Consider the following 15,814-nt stretch of genomic DNA (forward strand, 5'->3'; position numbering starts at 1 on the left):
AACCTTGGATAGTTTGAGCCTTGAAGCTATTTACCCGTCTTGACCTTGGTCCAGCTACGGGTCATCAAACGTTGAATGTTCGGTGGTAACTCGACCGACACGTAGGTCTTGTCGAGGACTGCTTGCGGTGGATAAACCGCTTCGTCGGTGCGAATGGACTGTTCCATCAGTTTGTCCGACCCGGGGTTAGGGTTGGCATAGCCGACGTAATCACTGACCTGGGCAATCACCTCAGGTTTCAGCAAATAGTTGATGAAGGCGTGGGCTTCCTTGACGTTGGCCGAGTCCTTTGGAATCGCAAGCATGTCGAACCACAGCGCGCCGCCCTCTTTCGGAATCGTGTAGGCGATCTTCACGCCTTTCTTGGCTTCGTTCGCACGGTTGCGAGCCTGGAACATGTCGCCGGAGAAACCGATCGCGATGCAGATATCGCCATTGGCCAGGTCGGTGATGTATTTGGAAGAGTGGAAGTACGTCACGTAAGGCCGCACGGCCAGCAACTTGGCTTCGGCCTTTTTGTAATCTTCCGGGTTGGTGCTGTTGGCGTTCAGGCCCATGTAGTTGAGGACCGTGGGCATCATTTCGTCAGCCGAGTCGAGGAACGCTACACCGCAGCTGTGCAGTTTCTTGATGTTCTCCGGCTCGAACAGCACGCTCCAGGAATCAATCTTGTCGACGCCCAGCACAGCCTTGATCTTGTCGACGTTGTAACCGATGCCGTTGGTGCCCCACAGATACGGCACAGCGTACTGGTTACCCGGATCGTTCTGCTCCAGGCGCTTGAGCAGCACCGGGTCGAGGTTGCCGTAGTTCGTCAGTTTGGAGCGGTCGAGCTTCTGGAAAGCGCCTGCCTTGATCTGCTTGCCGAGGAAGTGGTTGGACGGCACGACGACGTCGTAACCGGTACGCCCGGCCAGCAACTTGCCTTCCAGGGTTTCGTTGGAATCGAAGACGTCGTAAACCGGCTTGATGCCGGTCTCTTTCTGGAAGTCTGCCAGGGTGGTAGAGCCGATGTAGTCCGACCAGTTATAAACATGCACGGTGCCGGCGGCCTGGACATTGACGGCCAGCGTCAACCCGGCTGCGACCAGCATGGCATTGCGAAACAAAGAAAAAATAGGCAAGTGGAGGTCCTCTAAAATTAGTTGGGCCCAAGTTGCCCCGCGTTACATGACAGCCATGGCTGCCCGGCAACAAAACCGGCGCGCAACTTACCCTCGAAAAACCGTTCCAGCAAAACTTTTATGCAGATACCTGTAGCAGCTGCCGAAGGCGGCGTTAAGGTCCGAAGGACCTTCCCGCGTTTTCAACAGCACAACTGCTCCGCAGTCGGACGCAGCCTGCGGCAGCTGCTACAGGGTTTTACGTCTTATTTACCCGATTTGATCTTGGTCCAGCTGCGAGTCAGCAGACGCTGGGTCGCGGCCGGCAAGTCGGCAATCGCGTACAGCTTGGCCATCACGTCCGCTGGCGGGTAGATGCCCGGGTCGCTGGTGATGTCTTTATCAACCAACGGTGTGGCAGCTGCGTTACCGTTCGGGAAACGTACGGCGTTGGTGATTGCAGCCATGACTTCCGGCTTCTGCAGGTAGGTCATGAACTTGTAGGCGCCTTCGACGTTTTCGGCATCTTTAGGGATGGCGACCATGTCGTAGAAGCTGCCGGCACCTTCTTTCGGAATGTTGTAGCTGACTTTCACCTTGTCACCGGCTTCAGCCGCGCGGGACTTGGCCTGGTACACGTCACCCGAATAACCCACGGCTACACAGATGTTGCCGTTGGCCAGGTCGGAGATGTACTTGGACGAGTGGAAGTAGGCGATCGAAGGACGAACTTTCAACAGCAGGGCTTCAGCCTTGTCGATGTCTTCCTTCTTCTGGCTGTCGGTCGGCAGGCCCAGGTAGTGCAACGCCGCCGGAATCATCTCGGTTGGCGAATCCAGCAGGCTGATACCGCACGACTTCAACTTGGCAGCATTTTCAGGCTTGAAGATCAGGTCCCAGGAATTGGTCGGTGCGTCGGCGCCCAGTGCCGCCTTGACCTTCTCGGCGTTGAAGCCGATACCGATCGAACCCCACATGTACGGGAAGGCGTGCTCGTTACCCGGGTCACTCACCGATACTGCTTTGAGCAGTTCAGGGTTCAGGTTTTTCCAGTTAGGCAGCTTGGACTTGTCCAGCTTCTGGTAAACGCCGGCCTTGATTTGCTTGGCCAGGAAGTTGTTCGACGGCACGACGATGTCGTAACCGGACTTGCCTGCCAGCAACTTCGCTTCGAGGGTTTCGTTGCTGTCGAAAACGTCGTACACCACCTTGATCCCGGACTCTTTTTCAAAGTTCGCGATCGTGTCCGGAGCGATGTAATCGGACCAGTTATAGACGTGCAACACCTTGTCGTCCGCCTGAACTGCACCCGCCATCGCGCCCAACAGGGACATGGCGAGAAGGGTCTTGCCAGCTATCTTCATACCTAATGCCTTCATCAGTAATGCTCCAATTTTTTCTTTTTAACCACGTGCTCAGCGGCCTTTTACTGGGCATCCGAACAACCGGTAGTCTGGCAAGTTCCGAGGCAGGCTTTCAAGGAAAGACCCATCCTTAATTTGCCCTGAGCGAAGTGCCAGCTTCGCACCCCGCTCAGAGCCTAGCACTTAGCCCTGCAACGCACTCAGGGTCAGGTCCAGACACTTGCGTGCCTTGGTCACCAACTCGTCGATTTCAGCCGGTGTAATCACCAGTGGCGGAGCAATGATCATGGTGTCGCCCACGGCACGCATGATCAGGCCGTTGTCGAAGCAGAACTGGCGGCAGATCATGCCGACGCCCTTGCCTTCGTAACGTTTACGCGTGGCTTTGTCCTGAACCAGTTCAATGGCCCCCAGCAGACCGACCCCACGCACTTCCCCCACCAGCGGGTGATCGTTCAGTTCCCGAAGACGCTTTTGCAAATAGGGTGCCGTTTCTGCATGAACGCGCTCGATAATTTTTTCTTCGCGCAGGATGCGGATGTTTTCCAGTGCCACCGCAGCCGCCACCGGGTGACCGGAGTAGGTGAAACCGTGGTTGAAGTCGCCGCCTTCGTTCAGTACGGCAACCACTTCGTCACGCACGATCAGGCCACCCATAGGGATGTAGCCGGAGGTCAGGCCCTTGGCGATGGTCATCATGTCGGGCTTGAGGTCGTAGTAATCGGTACCGAACCACTCACCGGTGCGGCCGAAACCACAGATCACCTCGTCTGCCACGAACAGGATGTCGTACTTGGCGAGGATTTCCTTGATGCGCGGCCAGTAGGTCTCAGGCGGAATGATCACGCCGCCGGCACCCTGGATCGGCTCGGCAATAAAGGCGCCGACGTTGTCCACGCCGATTTCCAGAATCTTCTCTTCCAGCTGATTCGCCGCCCAGACGCCGAACTCTTCAGGCGTCATGTCGCCGCCTTCGCCGAACCAGTACGGCTGCGCGATGTGGACGATGCCCGGGATCGGCAAGTCGCCTTGTTCGTGCATGTACGTCATGCCACCCAAGCTCGCGCCGGCCACGGTGGAACCGTGATAACCGTTCTTGCGGCTGATGATGACTTTCTTTTTCGGCTGGCCCTTGATCGCCCAGTAGTGACGAACCATACGCAGCATGGTGTCGTTGCCTTCGGAGCCGGAACCGGTGAAGAACACGTGGTTCATGCCTTGCGGCGCGATGTCGGCGATGGCCTTGGCCAGTTCCAGTACCGGCGGGTGAGCGGTCTGGAAGAACAGGTTGTAGTAAGGCAGTTCGCGCATTTGCTTGCTGGCCGCGTCGGCCAGTTCATCACGCCCGTAACCGATCGCGACGCACCACAGGCCGGCCATGCCGTCGAGGATCTTGTTGCCTTCGCTGTCCCACAGATAAACGCCCTTGGCGTTTGTGATGATGCGCGGGCCTTTCTCTTTCAGCTGCTTGAAGTCGCTGAACGGGGCCAGGTGGTGATCGTTGCTCAGGGTTTGCCATTCACGGGTTTGCGGATTATTGCTGGTCATACCAATCTCCAAAAAAAATCAGGTGAAAGCGCCGCCCGACAACGACGGCGCCCGGCGTATCAGACGGCGAAGAGCAGGAATTCACGCTCCCACGAACTGATGACGCGCTTGAAGTTTTCATGCTCGGCCCGCTTGACCGCGACGTAGCCAGTGATGAAGTTTTTGCCCAGGTATTTCTCGATGGTCGTGCTGTTTTCCATGCGTTCCAGCGCGTCCTCGATGGTCAGTGGCAGGCGCAGGTTGCGGCGCTCATAGCCACGACCCACCACCGGTGCGCTCGGGTTGAGCCCTTCGACCATGCCGATGTAGCCGCAGAGCAAGCTCGCGGCAATCGCCAGGTACGGGTTGGCGTCAGCGCCCGGCAGGCGGTTTTCCACCCGACGGTTTTGCGGCCCGGCATCCGGAACCCGCAGGCCCACGGTGCGGTTCTCTTCGCCCCACTCCACGTTCACCGGTGCCGAGGTGTCCGGCAGGAAGCGGCGGAACGAGTTCACGTTCGGTGCGAACAGCGGTAACAACTCAGGGATCAGCTTCTGCAAGCCACCGATGTGGTGCAGGAACAGTTGGCTCATGGTCCCGTCTTCATTGGAGAAGATGTTCTTGCCGGTTTCGATGTCGATGATGCTCTGGTGCAAGTGCATCGCGCTGCCCGGCTCGCCGGTCATGGGCTTGGCCATGAACGTCGCCGCCACGTCATGCTTGAGCGCGGCTTCACGCATGGTGCGCTTGAACACCAGGATCTGGTCGGCCAGGGACAGGGCATCGCCGTGACGGAAGTTGATTTCCATCTGCGCCGTGCCGTCTTCGTGGATCAGCGTGTCGAGGTCCAGTTCCTGCAATTCGCACCAGTCGTAGACGTCTTCGAACAGCGGGTCGAATTCGTTCGCCGCTTCGATCGAGAACGACTGACGCCCGATTTCCGGACGCCCGGAACGGCCGATTGGCGGTTGCAGCGGGTAGTCGGGGTCGTCGCTGCGCTTGGTCAGGTAGAACTCCATTTCCGGCGCCACGATGGGCTGCCAGCCGCGGTCGGAATAGAGTTTGAGGACCTTTTTGAGCACGTTGCGCGGCGACAGCTCGATCGGGTTGCCTTGCTTGTCGTAGGTGTCGTGGATCACCTGGGCGGTGGGCTCGATGGCCCACGGCACGAGGAATACGGCGTTCTGGTCGGGGCGGCAGATCATGTCGATGTCGGCCGGGTCGAGCAGTTCGTAATAGATGTCGTCTTCGACATAGTCGCCAGTCACGGTCTGCAACAGAACGCTTTCGGGCAGGCGCATGCCTTTTTCTGCAATGAACTTGTTGGTCGGCGAGATCTTGCCCCGGGTGATCCCGGTCAAGTCGGCGATCATGCATTCGACTTCTGTGATCTTGTGGTCTTTCAACCAATCGGTGAGCTGGTCGAGGTTGTTACTCATAAATGCCTCTAGGCTTTGAGTTTCCTGACGCTTGCTCGCATCAGGCAATAGTTGACGCATCGGCGTCGCGTTGAAACGGGTGTCTACGTCAGGCTATCGTGTTTCCCCGGACGGTGCGGCAAACGCCGGGCGTGCAGAATCACGAGCAATGCCCTGAGCGAAAGCCGGGCCGCTATTGTGAATCGGTTCTATATTGAATGAAGTAACCGTAATGGGGGTGCCATCTCGGCCGTCCAGAATATCGGACGGAGACAGGCAATCCGTCAGGGACGGCAGAAAGACCAGCCGTCCCGGAGCCTTCGAGGCCACGGCGCGGACGAAGGTGTCGCCACTGATGTGATAAGCATGCAGACCAATCTGCCTAGAGCAGTTGGTGACGCCGATTAACGGCAGGCGAGACATGAAGCACCCCGGTATTATTGGTGTTATGGGTTTGAATCGAGCTTAGCCTTGTTCATTTTTTTACACAACACCCCCGTAAAAAATACAACACGCCCCGCTCAAGCCCGCGGCAGCCAAAGCGTTCAAAGGCATAAAAACGCTCCAAAGTGCCCCAAAAAAGCCTTACGAGCGCTTTTTTAGGGCAAAAAAGGCCTCGCTTGACTTCGGCATGCCGTTCGGGTTGACTGGAATCCGAAGAGATCAATGATTGATATTTTTAACAACAAAGGTGTTGCATCATGTCGGTACCCCCGCGTGCCGTTCAGCTTAACGAAGCGAACGCGTTCCTTAAGGAACATCCTGAGGTTCTGTACGTTGACCTTCTGATTGCGGATATGAATGGTGTGGTGCGCGGCAAGCGCATTGAACGCACCAGCCTCCACAAGGTTTACGAGAAAGGCATCAACCTGCCGGCCTCTCTATTTGCTCTGGATATCAATGGTTCGACGGTGGAAAGCACCGGCCTGGGCCTGGACATCGGTGATGCTGACCGAATCTGCTATCCAATCCCTGACACCCTGTGCAATGAGCCTTGGCAGAAGCGCCCTACCGCGCAACTGTTGATGACCATGCACGAACTCGAAGGTGACCCTTTCTTCGCGGATCCCCGTGAAGTCCTGCGTCAAGTTGTGACCAAGTTCGACGAGATGGGCCTGACCATCTGCGCAGCCTTCGAACTGGAGTTCTACCTGATCGACCAGGAGAACGTGAACGGCCGCCCACAACCTCCGCGCTCGCCGATCTCCGGCAAACGCCCGCACTCGACTCAGGTCTACCTGATCGACGACCTCGACGAATACGTCGACTGCCTCCAGGACATTCTGGAAGGTGCGAAAGAGCAAGGCATCCCGGCCGACGCCATCGTCAAGGAAAGTGCCCCGGCGCAGTTCGAAGTGAACCTGCACCACGTGGCCGACCCGATCAAGGCCTGCGACTACGCGGTCCTGCTCAAGCGCCTGATCAAGAACATCGCCTACGACCATGAAATGGACACCACGTTCATGGCCAAGCCTTACCCGGGCCAGGCGGGCAACGGTCTGCACGTACATATCTCGATTCTTGATAAAGACGGCAAAAACATTTTTGCCAGCGAGGATCCCGAGCAGAACGCCGCACTGCGTCACGCGATCGGCGGTGTGCTCGAGACCCTACCCGCGCAGATGGCTTTCCTCTGCCCGAACGTCAACTCCTACCGTCGTTTCGGCGCACAGTTCTACGTGCCGAACTCGCCGTGCTGGGGCCTGGACAACCGTACTGTAGCGATCCGCGTTCCAACCGGTTCCTCCGATGCCGTACGCATCGAACACCGTGTGGCCGGCGCCGACGCCAACCCATACCTGTTGATGGCTTCGGTCCTGGCAGGCGTGCATCACGGTCTGACCAACAAGATCGAGCCGGGCGCGCCCGTGGAAGGCAACTCCTACGAGCAGAACGAGCAAAGCCTGCCGAACAACCTGCGCGATGCATTGCGTGAGCTGGACGACAGCGAAGTCATGGCCAAGTACATCGATCCTAAATACATCGATATCTTCGTGGCCTGTAAGGAAAGCGAGCTGGAGGAGTTTGAACACTCCATCTCCGACCTTGAGTACAACTGGTACCTGCATACCGTGTAAGCGGTTGCAGTAAAAAAGAACGCCGTCGGCTTTACAGCTTACGGCGTTTTTTTATGGCCGCCTTCGGCGGGTCGCGAGCAAGCTCGCGCCCACAGGGATCTATGGCGTACGCAAAATCTGTGTTTCACATCGATCAACTGTGGGAGCGAGCTTGCTCGCGATGGCGTCCTGGCAGACAACATCAAACCCTGCTCGTACAATGCCCGCTGCCCCCGCAGGAGACTTCAATGACCCGACTCGCCACTCCACGCAAACCCCGCGCCCGCAGTCAGGCGCGGATCGATTCGATACTCGATGCCGCCCGCACGCTGCTGGCCGCCGAGGGCGTGGCCAGTCTGTCGATCTACAGCGTCGCCGAGCGCGCGGAGATCCCGCCCTCCTCCGTCTACCACTTCTTCGCCAGCGTCCCGGCGCTGCTTGAAGCGCTGACGGCCGACGTCCACGCCGCGTTCCGCGCCTGCCTGCAAGCGCCCATCGATCATGGCGCCCTCAGCGGCTGGCGTGACCTGTCGCGCCTCGTGGAGCAGCGTATGCTGGCGATCTACAGCGAAGACGCCGCCGCCCGCCAATTGATCCTCGCCCAGCATGGCCTGACCGAAGTCACCCAGGCCGACCGCCAGCACGACATCGAACTGGGCGACCTGATGCACAAACTTTTCGATCACCATTTCGAATTGCCGAAGCTGCCAACGGACGTGGATGTGTTTGCGCTGGCGATGGAGCTCGGTGACCGCGTTTATGCGCGCTCGGTGCAGCAGCATGGTCAGATCACGCCGCGGATGGCCGAGGAAGGGATGCGGGTGTTTGATGCTTATCTTGGGTTGTACTTGCCGCCGTACTTACACAAGCGCGTTATCCCTGCCTGATTTTCGCGGGTTTTAATGGCCCCATCGCGAGCAGGCTAACTCCTACAGTTGATCTTCAGCGCACACAGAATTTGTGTACGACAAAAATCCCTGTAGGAGCGAGTCTGCTCGCGAAGGCCGCACCGCCGATCTCACTGAATAAGTTACAACTTGGCGATCGACACTTCAGTGGATTTCACAAACGCAATCACTTCACTGCCGACCACCAGTTCCAGCTCTTTCACCGAGCGGGTGGTGATCACCGAAGTAACGATGCCGGATGCGGTCTGAACGTCGATTTCCGACAGCACGTCGCCCAGTACGATTTCCTTGATCGAGCCTTTGAATTGGTTACGAACGTTGATGGCTTTGATAGTCATACGATTTCTCCTGAGGTCGAAATGAGCTGCAAGTGGCAAGCTACAAGCAGCAAGTAAAAGCGCTCTGCTTCCTCTTTCCGCTTGAAGCTTGCAACTCGCCGCTGCGTCTATTGCGCCCAACGCAATTGCGTAGGCAAGGGTGAAACGGGTTCCGGTTCCGGCGGTTCGCCGGGCTGTGCGAGGACGCGATTGAGGACTTCGGTTTCCAGTGCCGCCAGCCGATGCGAGCCGCGCACCCGAGGGCGCGGCAGTTCCACCATCAGGTCGAGGCCGACTTCGCCCTCTTCGATCAGGATCACCCGGTCGGCAATCGCCACCGCTTCACTGACGTCGTGGGTCACCAGCAACACGGTGAAACCATGCTTGCGCCAGAGCCGCTCGATCAGTTGCTGCATCTCAATTCGGGTCAGGGCATCCAGCGCGCCCAGCGGTTCGTCGAGCAGCAGCAAGCGCGGTTGATGGATCAACGCACGGGCCAGCGCCACACGTTGCTTTTGCCCACCGGACAAGGCCGCCGGCCATTCATTGGCGCGATCCGCCAGGCCGACCGACTCCAGTGCTTCAAGGGCTTGCGCACGCCAGTCGCCATTAAGGCCGAGGCCGACGTTGTCGATGACCTTTTTCCACGGCAGCAAACGCGCTTCCTGGAACATCAATCGGGTGTCTTCCCGCGCATCACTCAACGGCGCAGCGCCGGCGAGCAAGTCACCGCCCGTAGGCTTGTCGAGGCCCGCCAGCAAACGTAGCAACGTACTTTTGCCGCAGCCGCTGCGCCCGACCACCGCAACGAATTGGCCCGCCGGAATGTGCAGATCGATCTCGCGCAATACCTGCCGCGAGCCAAAGGTTTTTTGCAGCTTGCGCACCACCAGCGCAATCCCGCGCAGCAGGCGTGGAGGTTGCTGAGCGGTCATGCCGCACCTCCTTTGACTACCTGATAAGCCGGGTGCCAGCGCAGCCATACGCGTTCAAGTCCACGGGCCGCGAGGTCGGCCAGTTTGCCAAGCACCGCGTACAGAAGAATCGCCAGCACCACCACGTCGGTCTGCAAAAACTCTCGGGCATTCATCGCCAGATAACCGATACCGGAACTGGCCGAAATGGTTTCCGCAACGATCAGCGTCAGCCACATGAAGCCCAACGCAAAACGCACACCGACCAGAATCGAAGGCAGCGCACCCGGCAGAATCACCTGGCGAAACAGGCTGAAACCAGACAAGCCATAACTGCGCGCCATCTCCACCAGTGCCGGATCGACGTTGCGGATGCCGTGATAGGTGTTGAGGTAAATCGGGAACAACGTGCCCAGCGCCACCAGGAAAATCTTCGCCGACTCGTCGATGCCGAACCACAAAATCACCAGTGGAATCAGCGCCAGGTGCGGCACGTTGCGGATCATCTGCACCGAACTGTCGATCAGGCGTTCGCCCCATGTCGACAGGCCGGTGATGAAGCCCAGCACCAGGCCGATGCAGCCGCCGATAGTGAAGCCCAACGCGGCGCGCCAGCCGCTGATTGCCAGGTGCGTCCAGATTTCACCGCTGCGCACCAGGCTCACACCGGCTTCGATCACGGCGATCGGTGCTGGCAGGATCCGCGTCGACAACCAGCCCGCCGATACCGACAACTGCCACACCGCCAGCAGCAACACCGGCAACGCCCACGGCGCGAGGTTGTGGATGATTTTTTTCATGGCGCGCCTCAGCTCCGGGACGCGGCTTTGGGAAGGATGTCGTTGGCGACCATCTCGCCGAACGGGCTGACGTAGTTGGCCCCCTTCGGCAACTCCGGACGTTGAATGTCCAGATGCGGAAAGAGCAATTCGGCCACGCGGTAAGACTCTTCAAGGTGTGGATAACCGGAGAAGATAAAGGTGTCGATGCCCAGGTCCGCGTACTCCTTCACGCGGGCGGCCACGGTCGGGCCGTCGCCGACCAATGCCGTACCGGCACCGCCACGCACCAGACCGACACCGGCCCACAGGTTGGGGCTGACTTCGAGGTTGTCGCGGCTGCCGCCATGCAGGGCGGCCATGCGTTGCTGGCCGACGGAATCGAAACGCGCCAGCGAAGCCTGGGCACGAGCGATGGTTTCATCGTCCAGATGCGAGATCAATTTATCGGCGGCTTGCCAGGCTTCGGCGTTGGTCTCGCGAACGATTACATGCAGACGAATACCGAAGCGCACTGTGCGACCGAGCTTCGCCGCTTTGGCGCGCACTTGCTCGATTTTTTCGGCCACGGCGGCCGGCGGTTCGCCCCAGGTCAGGACCATTTCCACTTGCTCTGCCGCGAGGTCTTGCGCCGCTTCCGACGAGCCACCGAAGTACAGCGGCGGACGCGGTTGCTGGATCGGCGGATAGAGCAATTTCGCCCCTTTCACGCTGATGTGCTGACCGTCGTAATCAACGGTTTCGCCTTCGAGCACGCGACGCCAAATGCGGGTGAACTCCACCGAGGCCTGATAGCGCTCTTCGTGGCTGAGGAACAAACCGTCGCCGGCCAATTCGTCCGGATCACCGCCTGTGACCAGATTAAACAACGCACGACCGCCAGACAGACGATCCAGGGTCGCCGCCTGACGCGCGGCCACCGTCGGGGAAATGATCCCGGGGCGCAGGGCGACAAGGAATTTCAAACGCTGGGTCACCGGGATCAGCGACGCGGCTACCAGCCACGAGTCTTCGCAGGAGCGCCCGGTAGGAATCAGCACCCCGCCGAAACCCAATCGATCCGCCGCTTGCGCGACTTGTTGCAGGTAACCGTGGTCGACGGCGCGAGCGCCTTCGGCGGTGCCAAGGTAATGGCCGTCGCCGTGGGTAGGCAGGAACCAGAAAATATTGAGGCTCATGGAGTGGTCTCCTTCAAAGAATCGAATTACTGCGCTTTCGCAACGGCTGCCGGTGGCGTCCAGATCACGTCTTTGATGCTCAACGGCTTCGGAATCAGCTTGAGCTGGTAGAAGGTGTCGGCGATTTTCTGTTGCGCGGCGACCACTTCAGGCGTGAGGAACAGCGCGCCATAGCCCTGGCGTTTCACCGAGGTCAGGGTGATGTCGGCCGGCAGACCGAGCAGTGGCGACACCTGTTGGGTCACGTCTTCGGGATTGGCCTTGGACCATTCACCGACCGCGCGCACTTCTTCGACGAGGGTCTTGATCACCTCAGGATTTTTCTGTGCGTAAGGTTTGGTCGCGAGGTAGAACTGATGGTTGTCGACGATGCCCTGGCCATCGCGCAAGGTGTGCGCTTGCAGTTGTTTCTCGGCAGCGGCCTGGTACGGGTCCCAGATGACCCAGGCGTCGACGCTGCCACGCTCAAAGGCAGCGCGAGCATCGGCTGGCGGCAGGAACACGGTCTGGATGTCGGTGTATTTGAGGCCGGCGTCTTCCAGCGCACGCACTAACAGGTAGTGGACGTTGGAGCCTTTGTTGAGCACGACTTTCTTGCCCTTGAGGTCCTTCACCGATTTGATCGGCGAGTCCTTCGGCACCAGGATCGCTTCGCTGTGGGGCGCCGGTGGTTCGTAGGCGACGTAGAGCAGATCGGCGCCGGCAGCCTGGGCGAACACCGGCGGGGTTTCACCGGTCACACCGAAGTCGATGGAGCCAACGTTCAGGCCTTCGAGCAGCTGCGGGCCGCCGGGGAATTCAGTCCATTGCACGTCCACGCCTTGGGCGGCGAGACGTTTTTCCAGGGTGCCCTTGGCTTTGAGCAGCACCAGCGTGCCGTACTTTTGATAACCGATTCGCAACGTCTCGGCTTGAGCTTGAGTAATGGCGCCGAAGGACACAGCCGCAACAAACAGAGCGACCAGACCACGACGCAAAATGACAGTGCGCATAGCGCTCTCCTTTTTGCAGTTGGGTGTTGGCTGCACCTGCTTGGCCGTTGGCGGCTGAGTAAGGTGAGTGGATCAATGTCGGGTGAGGCTCAAATGCTCCAGCGAGCACTCAACAAACGTTCATTCAACAGGTTCGGATCGAGCGGCTTGGGCCGTCGCGCCATGGCGCTGCAAAACAGGTCCAGCGACTCGTTCAATCGTTGTTCCAGCTCCGGCGCCAATTGCGCCTGGGCACTGCCTTCGCCGTAAGCGATCTGGCTATCTACCGCAAAAATTCCGTGAAGCATTTCCTGGGCTTTCAGTGCCGACAGCACGGGCTTGAGTGCGTAGTCCACCGCCAGCATGTGGGCGATGCTGCCGCCGGTGGCCATTGGCAATACGACCTTGTGGGCCAGGGCGCGCTCGGGCAGCAGGTCCAGCACGGTTTTCAGTGCGCCGGAGAACGACGCTTTGTAAACCGGTGTGGCGATCAGCAGGCCATCGGCGTTTTCAATCTGTTGCAGCAGGTCGATGACCTTGGGGCTGTCGAAGCGTGCGTGCAGCAAGTCTTCCGCCGGGAAATCCCGAATCTGGTAACTCACCACTTCTACCCCTTGCTCCTGCAACCAGCGCTGGGAGCGTTCCAGCAGCACCCCGGATCGGGAGCGTTGGCTGGGACTGCCACCGAGTGAGACGACCAGCATTCAGAGGATTCCTTGAACGGTGTTGGCGATTCGCGGTTTGCGATCTCGCTGGGATGGGAGTGACCTTAACAGCTGATTGTTATATCCATAAATCATATTTATTCATTTGGTTATGCTTTATGGAGATATATAAATCAGTGCTTTTCTGGCATAAAAAAAGGCCGTCGAAACGGCCTGAAATCCCCTGCTATTGGATCTGGGTTCTGCAGTGCCTGTCAGGGCCTCATTGCGATGGCGATTCAAGCCGCGCAGAAAATGTTTAGCGATTTGGCTGCGGCGTCAGGCGCAGATACGGTTTCACCGTCCGATAACCCTTGGGAAAACGTTGCTTGATTTCATCTTCGTCCTTGAGCGACGGCACGATTACCACTTCATCACCGTCCTGCCAGTTGGCCGGGGTCGCCACCTTGTAGTTATCGGTGAGTTGCAGCGAATCAATGACCCGCAGGATTTCGTGGAAGTTGCGGCCGGTACTCGCCGGGTAGGTGATGGTCAGCCGAATCTTTTTGTTCGGGTCGATCACGAACAGCGAGCGCACGGTCAGGGTGTCGTTGGCGTTGGGATGAATCAGGTCGTACAGGTCCGACACCTTGCGGTCGGCATCGGCGAGGATCGGGAAGTTGACGAGGGTGTTCTGGGTTTCGTTGATGTCCTCGATCCACCGGTGATGCGAGTCCACCGGGTCAACCGACAGGGCGATGGCCTTGACCCCGCGCTGGGAAAATTCGTCCTTGAGCCGGGCGGTGAACCCCAATTCGGTGGTGCACACCGGGGTGAAGTCCGCCGGATGGGAAAACAGCACACCCCAGCTATCGCCCAGCCATTCGTGGAAACGGAGGGTGCCGGCGCTGGAGTCCTGTTCAAAGTCGGGGGCGATATCGCCAAGTCTGAGGCTCATGATGCTGCTCCTGGTGAATGCGTGTTGAGCTCGACTTTGCCTGCATCCGAGAATAATTAAAAAGAATAAATATCGATTTATTTAGATCATAAAGAAATATTAAAGATCTGTTCACTGGACGCGAACAGACAACGCGCCCAACATCGCCCACAAGGTTCGAGAAGGCCTTGAGTGCTGCAAAAGAGGGGAATTTCGAGGCGGGTTTACGGGGGTGACCCCGCCTTGAAACGCAAAAGCCCCGCCGGGCGAGATGCCGGGCGGGGCTTTTTTTGTCTCGGTTACAAGAGCGCTATTACAACAGCGGGATCGAGTAGCTGAGGATCAGGCGGTTTTCGTCCTGGGAGCGAGTGCCCGGCAGGTCAGTGCGCCACATAGCGTTTTTCCAGGCAACACCAAGGTTCTTCAGCGGGCCGTCCTGAAGGACGTAGGCAACGCTCAAGTCGCGTTCCCACTCGGAAGCGCCGTTGGCCAACTCGCCACCTTTTGCGTTGACGGTGTCGATGTTGTCACCGCGCAGGTAAACCATACCGGCGGTCAGGCCTGGTACGCCAACCTTGGCGAAGTCGAACGAGTAGCGTGCTTGCCAGGTTTTCTCGCCGGCACGGCCGAACTTCTGGATTTGCGAATCGGTGATGGTGTAGTTCGACGAACCGTCACCCTGGTTCAGCCAAGGGAAGTCGCTGCTGCCGTTGCTGACCTGGTAACCGCCACCGAAGGTATGACCGGCAACCGAATACAGGAACAGGCCGCTGTACAGGTTGTTGTCGACCTTGCCTTTACCGTTTGGCGCGTTGTAGTTGCCAGTGGTGTAGTACAGCGGGTCGTGACCGTTGGCACCGTCGTCAGAGCTGTTGAAGTAACGGAAATCCGACTTCAACACGCCCGGGCCGATTGCCCAGTTGTGAACCAGACCCAGGAAGTGTTGCTTGTAGAACTCTTCCAGGTTGCCGTAGTAGTACTGGGCCGTCAGGTCCTTGGTGATTTTGTAGTCACCACCGGCGTAGATGAACTTGTTGCTGTCGCGGAATTTGGTCCCACGGGAGTTCGCGCCCGAAATGGACATCTGCTCGTTGTTGCTGGAGTTACGGCCTTTAACGGCTTCGATCTGACCACCGACCAGGGACAGGTCCTTGATCTCGGCAGAAGTGATCTGGCCACCCTGCCACGTTTGCGGCAGCAGACGACCATCGTTGGTCACGATGACCGGGTTTTTCGGCTGCAAGGTGCCCAGTTTCAGCTCAGTCTGGGAAACCTTGGCCTTGGCCGTCAGGCCCAGGCTGGAGAAGTCATCAACCGCTTCGCCGTTGGACTTGCTCGGGAACACAGTGCCGCCGTACGAGGTGGCAGTCGCGCCGTTGGTGCCGCCGCCCGAATCCAGCTTCACGCCCAACAGGCCGATCGCATCGATACCGAAGCCGACGGTGCCTTGGGTGTAACCGGAGATGAAACGCAGATCGAAGCCTTGGCCCCACTCTTCGTTTTTGTTCGGACCGGTACCGTCACGGTTATCGGTGTTGATGTAGAAGTTACGCAGCCCCAGGGTGGCCTTGCTGTCTTCGATGAAACCAGCGGCGCCTGCTTGCTGCGCCAAAACCCCAACGGCCACAGCGATGGCCAAGGTGGACTTGTTCATTGTTTCGCTCCTCATTACTAATGCTTGTGGTCCTGGTCCTGGG

General features: G+C 58.6%; 14 protein-coding genes and 1 pseudogene. 2 read left to right on the forward strand and 13 right to left on the reverse strand.

The features are described 5' to 3' along the window. Positions 1-26 precede the first annotated feature (26 nt). The 5 genes and pseudogenes from H8F22_RS16435 to H8F22_RS32665 all read right to left on the reverse strand — a co-directional run. Positions 27-1,124 carry a polyamine ABC transporter substrate-binding protein gene (locus H8F22_RS16435; RefSeq protein WP_027926488.1) on the reverse strand — a complete coding sequence of 366 codons (1,098 nt, stop codon included), beginning with the start codon at positions 1,122-1,124 and terminating at the stop codon, positions 27-29. A 245-nt stretch (positions 1,125-1,369) separates the two neighbouring features. Continuing rightward, positions 1,370-2,467 carry a polyamine ABC transporter substrate-binding protein gene (locus H8F22_RS16440; protein WP_027926487.1) on the reverse strand — a complete coding sequence of 366 codons (1,098 nt, stop codon included), beginning with the start codon at positions 2,465-2,467 and terminating at the stop codon, positions 1,370-1,372. Positions 2,468-2,650: 183 nt separating this feature from the next. Further along, positions 2,651-4,015 (reverse strand): aspartate aminotransferase family protein, encoded by a 1,365-nt coding sequence (locus tag H8F22_RS16445; RefSeq protein WP_027926486.1) that lies wholly within the window; start codon positions 4,013-4,015, stop codon positions 2,651-2,653. Positions 4,016-4,074: 59 nt separating this feature from the next. Then, the gene (locus tag H8F22_RS16450) at positions 4,075-5,433 is read right to left on the reverse strand and encodes a glutamine synthetase family protein (RefSeq protein WP_027926485.1); all 1,359 of its coding nucleotides are present in this window, start codon (positions 5,431-5,433) and stop codon (positions 4,075-4,077) included. Between the two features lie 111 nt (positions 5,434-5,544). Then, positions 5,545-5,835: pseudogene (locus H8F22_RS32665) on the reverse strand (gamma-glutamyl-gamma-aminobutyrate hydrolase family protein); the annotation flags it as partial. A gap of 278 nt (positions 5,836-6,113) precedes the next feature. On the opposite strand from H8F22_RS32665, the gene H8F22_RS16455 reads away from it, so the two are divergent. Together H8F22_RS16455 and H8F22_RS16460 are read left to right on the forward strand one after the other, a co-directional pair. Further along, positions 6,114-7,490: a glutamine synthetase family protein gene (locus H8F22_RS16455; protein WP_017341358.1), complete on the forward strand. Its 1,377-nt coding sequence runs from the start codon at positions 6,114-6,116 to the stop codon at positions 7,488-7,490. A 227-nt stretch (positions 7,491-7,717) separates the two neighbouring features. Beyond that, a complete protein-coding gene (locus H8F22_RS16460; RefSeq protein ID WP_059181995.1) occupies positions 7,718-8,356 on the forward strand; it encodes a TetR/AcrR family transcriptional regulator in 639 nt (212 codons plus the stop codon). Between the two features lie 143 nt (positions 8,357-8,499). On the opposite strand, the gene H8F22_RS16465 is transcribed toward H8F22_RS16460, so the two are convergent. From H8F22_RS16465 to H8F22_RS16500, 8 genes are all read right to left on the reverse strand, one after another. Continuing rightward, complete coding sequence (locus H8F22_RS16465; RefSeq protein WP_003229256.1) at positions 8,500-8,715, reverse strand: TOBE domain-containing protein; 216 nt, start codon at positions 8,713-8,715, stop codon at positions 8,500-8,502. 107 nt (positions 8,716-8,822) lie between these two features. Next, a complete protein-coding gene (gene ssuB, locus H8F22_RS16470; protein ID WP_059181994.1) occupies positions 8,823-9,629 on the reverse strand; it encodes an aliphatic sulfonates ABC transporter ATP-binding protein in 807 nt (268 codons plus the stop codon). Beyond that, a complete protein-coding gene (gene ssuC / locus H8F22_RS16475; RefSeq protein ID WP_027926482.1) occupies positions 9,626-10,408 on the reverse strand; it encodes an aliphatic sulfonate ABC transporter permease SsuC in 783 nt (260 codons plus the stop codon). The genes ssuB and ssuC overlap by 4 nt, the downstream gene beginning before the upstream one ends. 8 nt (positions 10,409-10,416) lie before the next feature. Beyond that, positions 10,417-11,565 (reverse strand): FMNH2-dependent alkanesulfonate monooxygenase, encoded by a 1,149-nt coding sequence (ssuD, locus tag H8F22_RS16480; protein WP_027926481.1) that lies wholly within the window; start codon positions 11,563-11,565, stop codon positions 10,417-10,419. A gap of 26 nt (positions 11,566-11,591) precedes the next feature. Then, positions 11,592-12,557, reverse strand: coding sequence for a sulfonate ABC transporter substrate-binding protein (locus H8F22_RS16485; protein WP_027926480.1), 966 nt, complete (start codon positions 12,555-12,557; stop codon positions 11,592-11,594). An 89-nt stretch (positions 12,558-12,646) separates the two neighbouring features. After that, entirely contained in the window at positions 12,647-13,240 is a 594-nt protein-coding gene (gene ssuE / locus H8F22_RS16490) for an NADPH-dependent FMN reductase (protein ID WP_194940464.1), read from the reverse strand. Between the two features lie 259 nt (positions 13,241-13,499). Continuing rightward, positions 13,500-14,138: a peroxiredoxin gene (locus H8F22_RS16495; protein ID WP_027926478.1), complete on the reverse strand. Its 639-nt coding sequence runs from the start codon at positions 14,136-14,138 to the stop codon at positions 13,500-13,502. 292 nt (positions 14,139-14,430) lie between these two features. Continuing rightward, entirely contained in the window at positions 14,431-15,771 is a 1,341-nt protein-coding gene (locus H8F22_RS16500) for an OprD family porin (RefSeq protein ID WP_027926477.1), read from the reverse strand. Positions 15,772-15,814 lie beyond the last annotated feature (43 nt).

Source organism: Pseudomonas mucoides (genome assembly GCF_015461845.1).
Lineage (GTDB): Bacteria > Pseudomonadota > Gammaproteobacteria > Pseudomonadales > Pseudomonadaceae > Aquipseudomonas > Aquipseudomonas mucoides.

What these genes read in the sequence shown, in the direction of transcription:
- H8F22_RS16440 (WP_027926487.1), bottom strand. Translation starts at nt 2,467, where the DNA reads ATGAAGATAGCTGGCAAGACCCTTCTCGCCATGTCCCTGTTGGGCGCG.
- H8F22_RS16445 (WP_027926486.1), bottom strand. Translation starts at nt 4,015, where the DNA reads ATGACCAGCAATAATCCGCAAACCCGTGAATGGCAAACCCTGAGCAAC.
- H8F22_RS16450 (WP_027926485.1), bottom strand. Translation starts at nt 5,433, where the DNA reads ATGAGTAACAACCTCGACCAGCTCACCGATTGGTTGAAAGACCACAAG.
- H8F22_RS16455 (WP_017341358.1), top strand. Translation starts at nt 6,114, where the DNA reads ATGTCGGTACCCCCGCGTGCCGTTCAGCTTAACGAAGCGAACGCGTTC.
- H8F22_RS16460 (WP_059181995.1), top strand. Translation starts at nt 7,718, where the DNA reads ATGACCCGACTCGCCACTCCACGCAAACCCCGCGCCCGCAGTCAGGCG.
- H8F22_RS16465 (WP_003229256.1), bottom strand. Translation starts at nt 8,715, where the DNA reads ATGACTATCAAAGCCATCAACGTTCGTAACCAATTCAAAGGCTCGATC.
- ssuB (WP_059181994.1), bottom strand. Translation starts at nt 9,629, where the DNA reads ATGACCGCTCAGCAACCTCCACGCCTGCTGCGCGGGATTGCGCTGGTG.
- ssuC (WP_027926482.1), bottom strand. Translation starts at nt 10,408, where the DNA reads ATGAAAAAAATCATCCACAACCTCGCGCCGTGGGCGTTGCCGGTGTTG.
- ssuD (WP_027926481.1), bottom strand. Translation starts at nt 11,565, where the DNA reads ATGAGCCTCAATATTTTCTGGTTCCTGCCTACCCACGGCGACGGCCAT.
- H8F22_RS16485 (WP_027926480.1), bottom strand. Translation starts at nt 12,557, where the DNA reads ATGCGCACTGTCATTTTGCGTCGTGGTCTGGTCGCTCTGTTTGTTGCG.
- ssuE (WP_194940464.1), bottom strand. Translation starts at nt 13,240, where the DNA reads ATGCTGGTCGTCTCACTCGGTGGCAGTCCCAGCCAACGCTCCCGATCC.
- H8F22_RS16495 (WP_027926478.1), bottom strand. Translation starts at nt 14,138, where the DNA reads ATGAGCCTCAGACTTGGCGATATCGCCCCCGACTTTGAACAGGACTCC.
- H8F22_RS16500 (WP_027926477.1), bottom strand. Translation starts at nt 15,771, where the DNA reads ATGAACAAGTCCACCTTGGCCATCGCTGTGGCCGTTGGGGTTTTGGCG.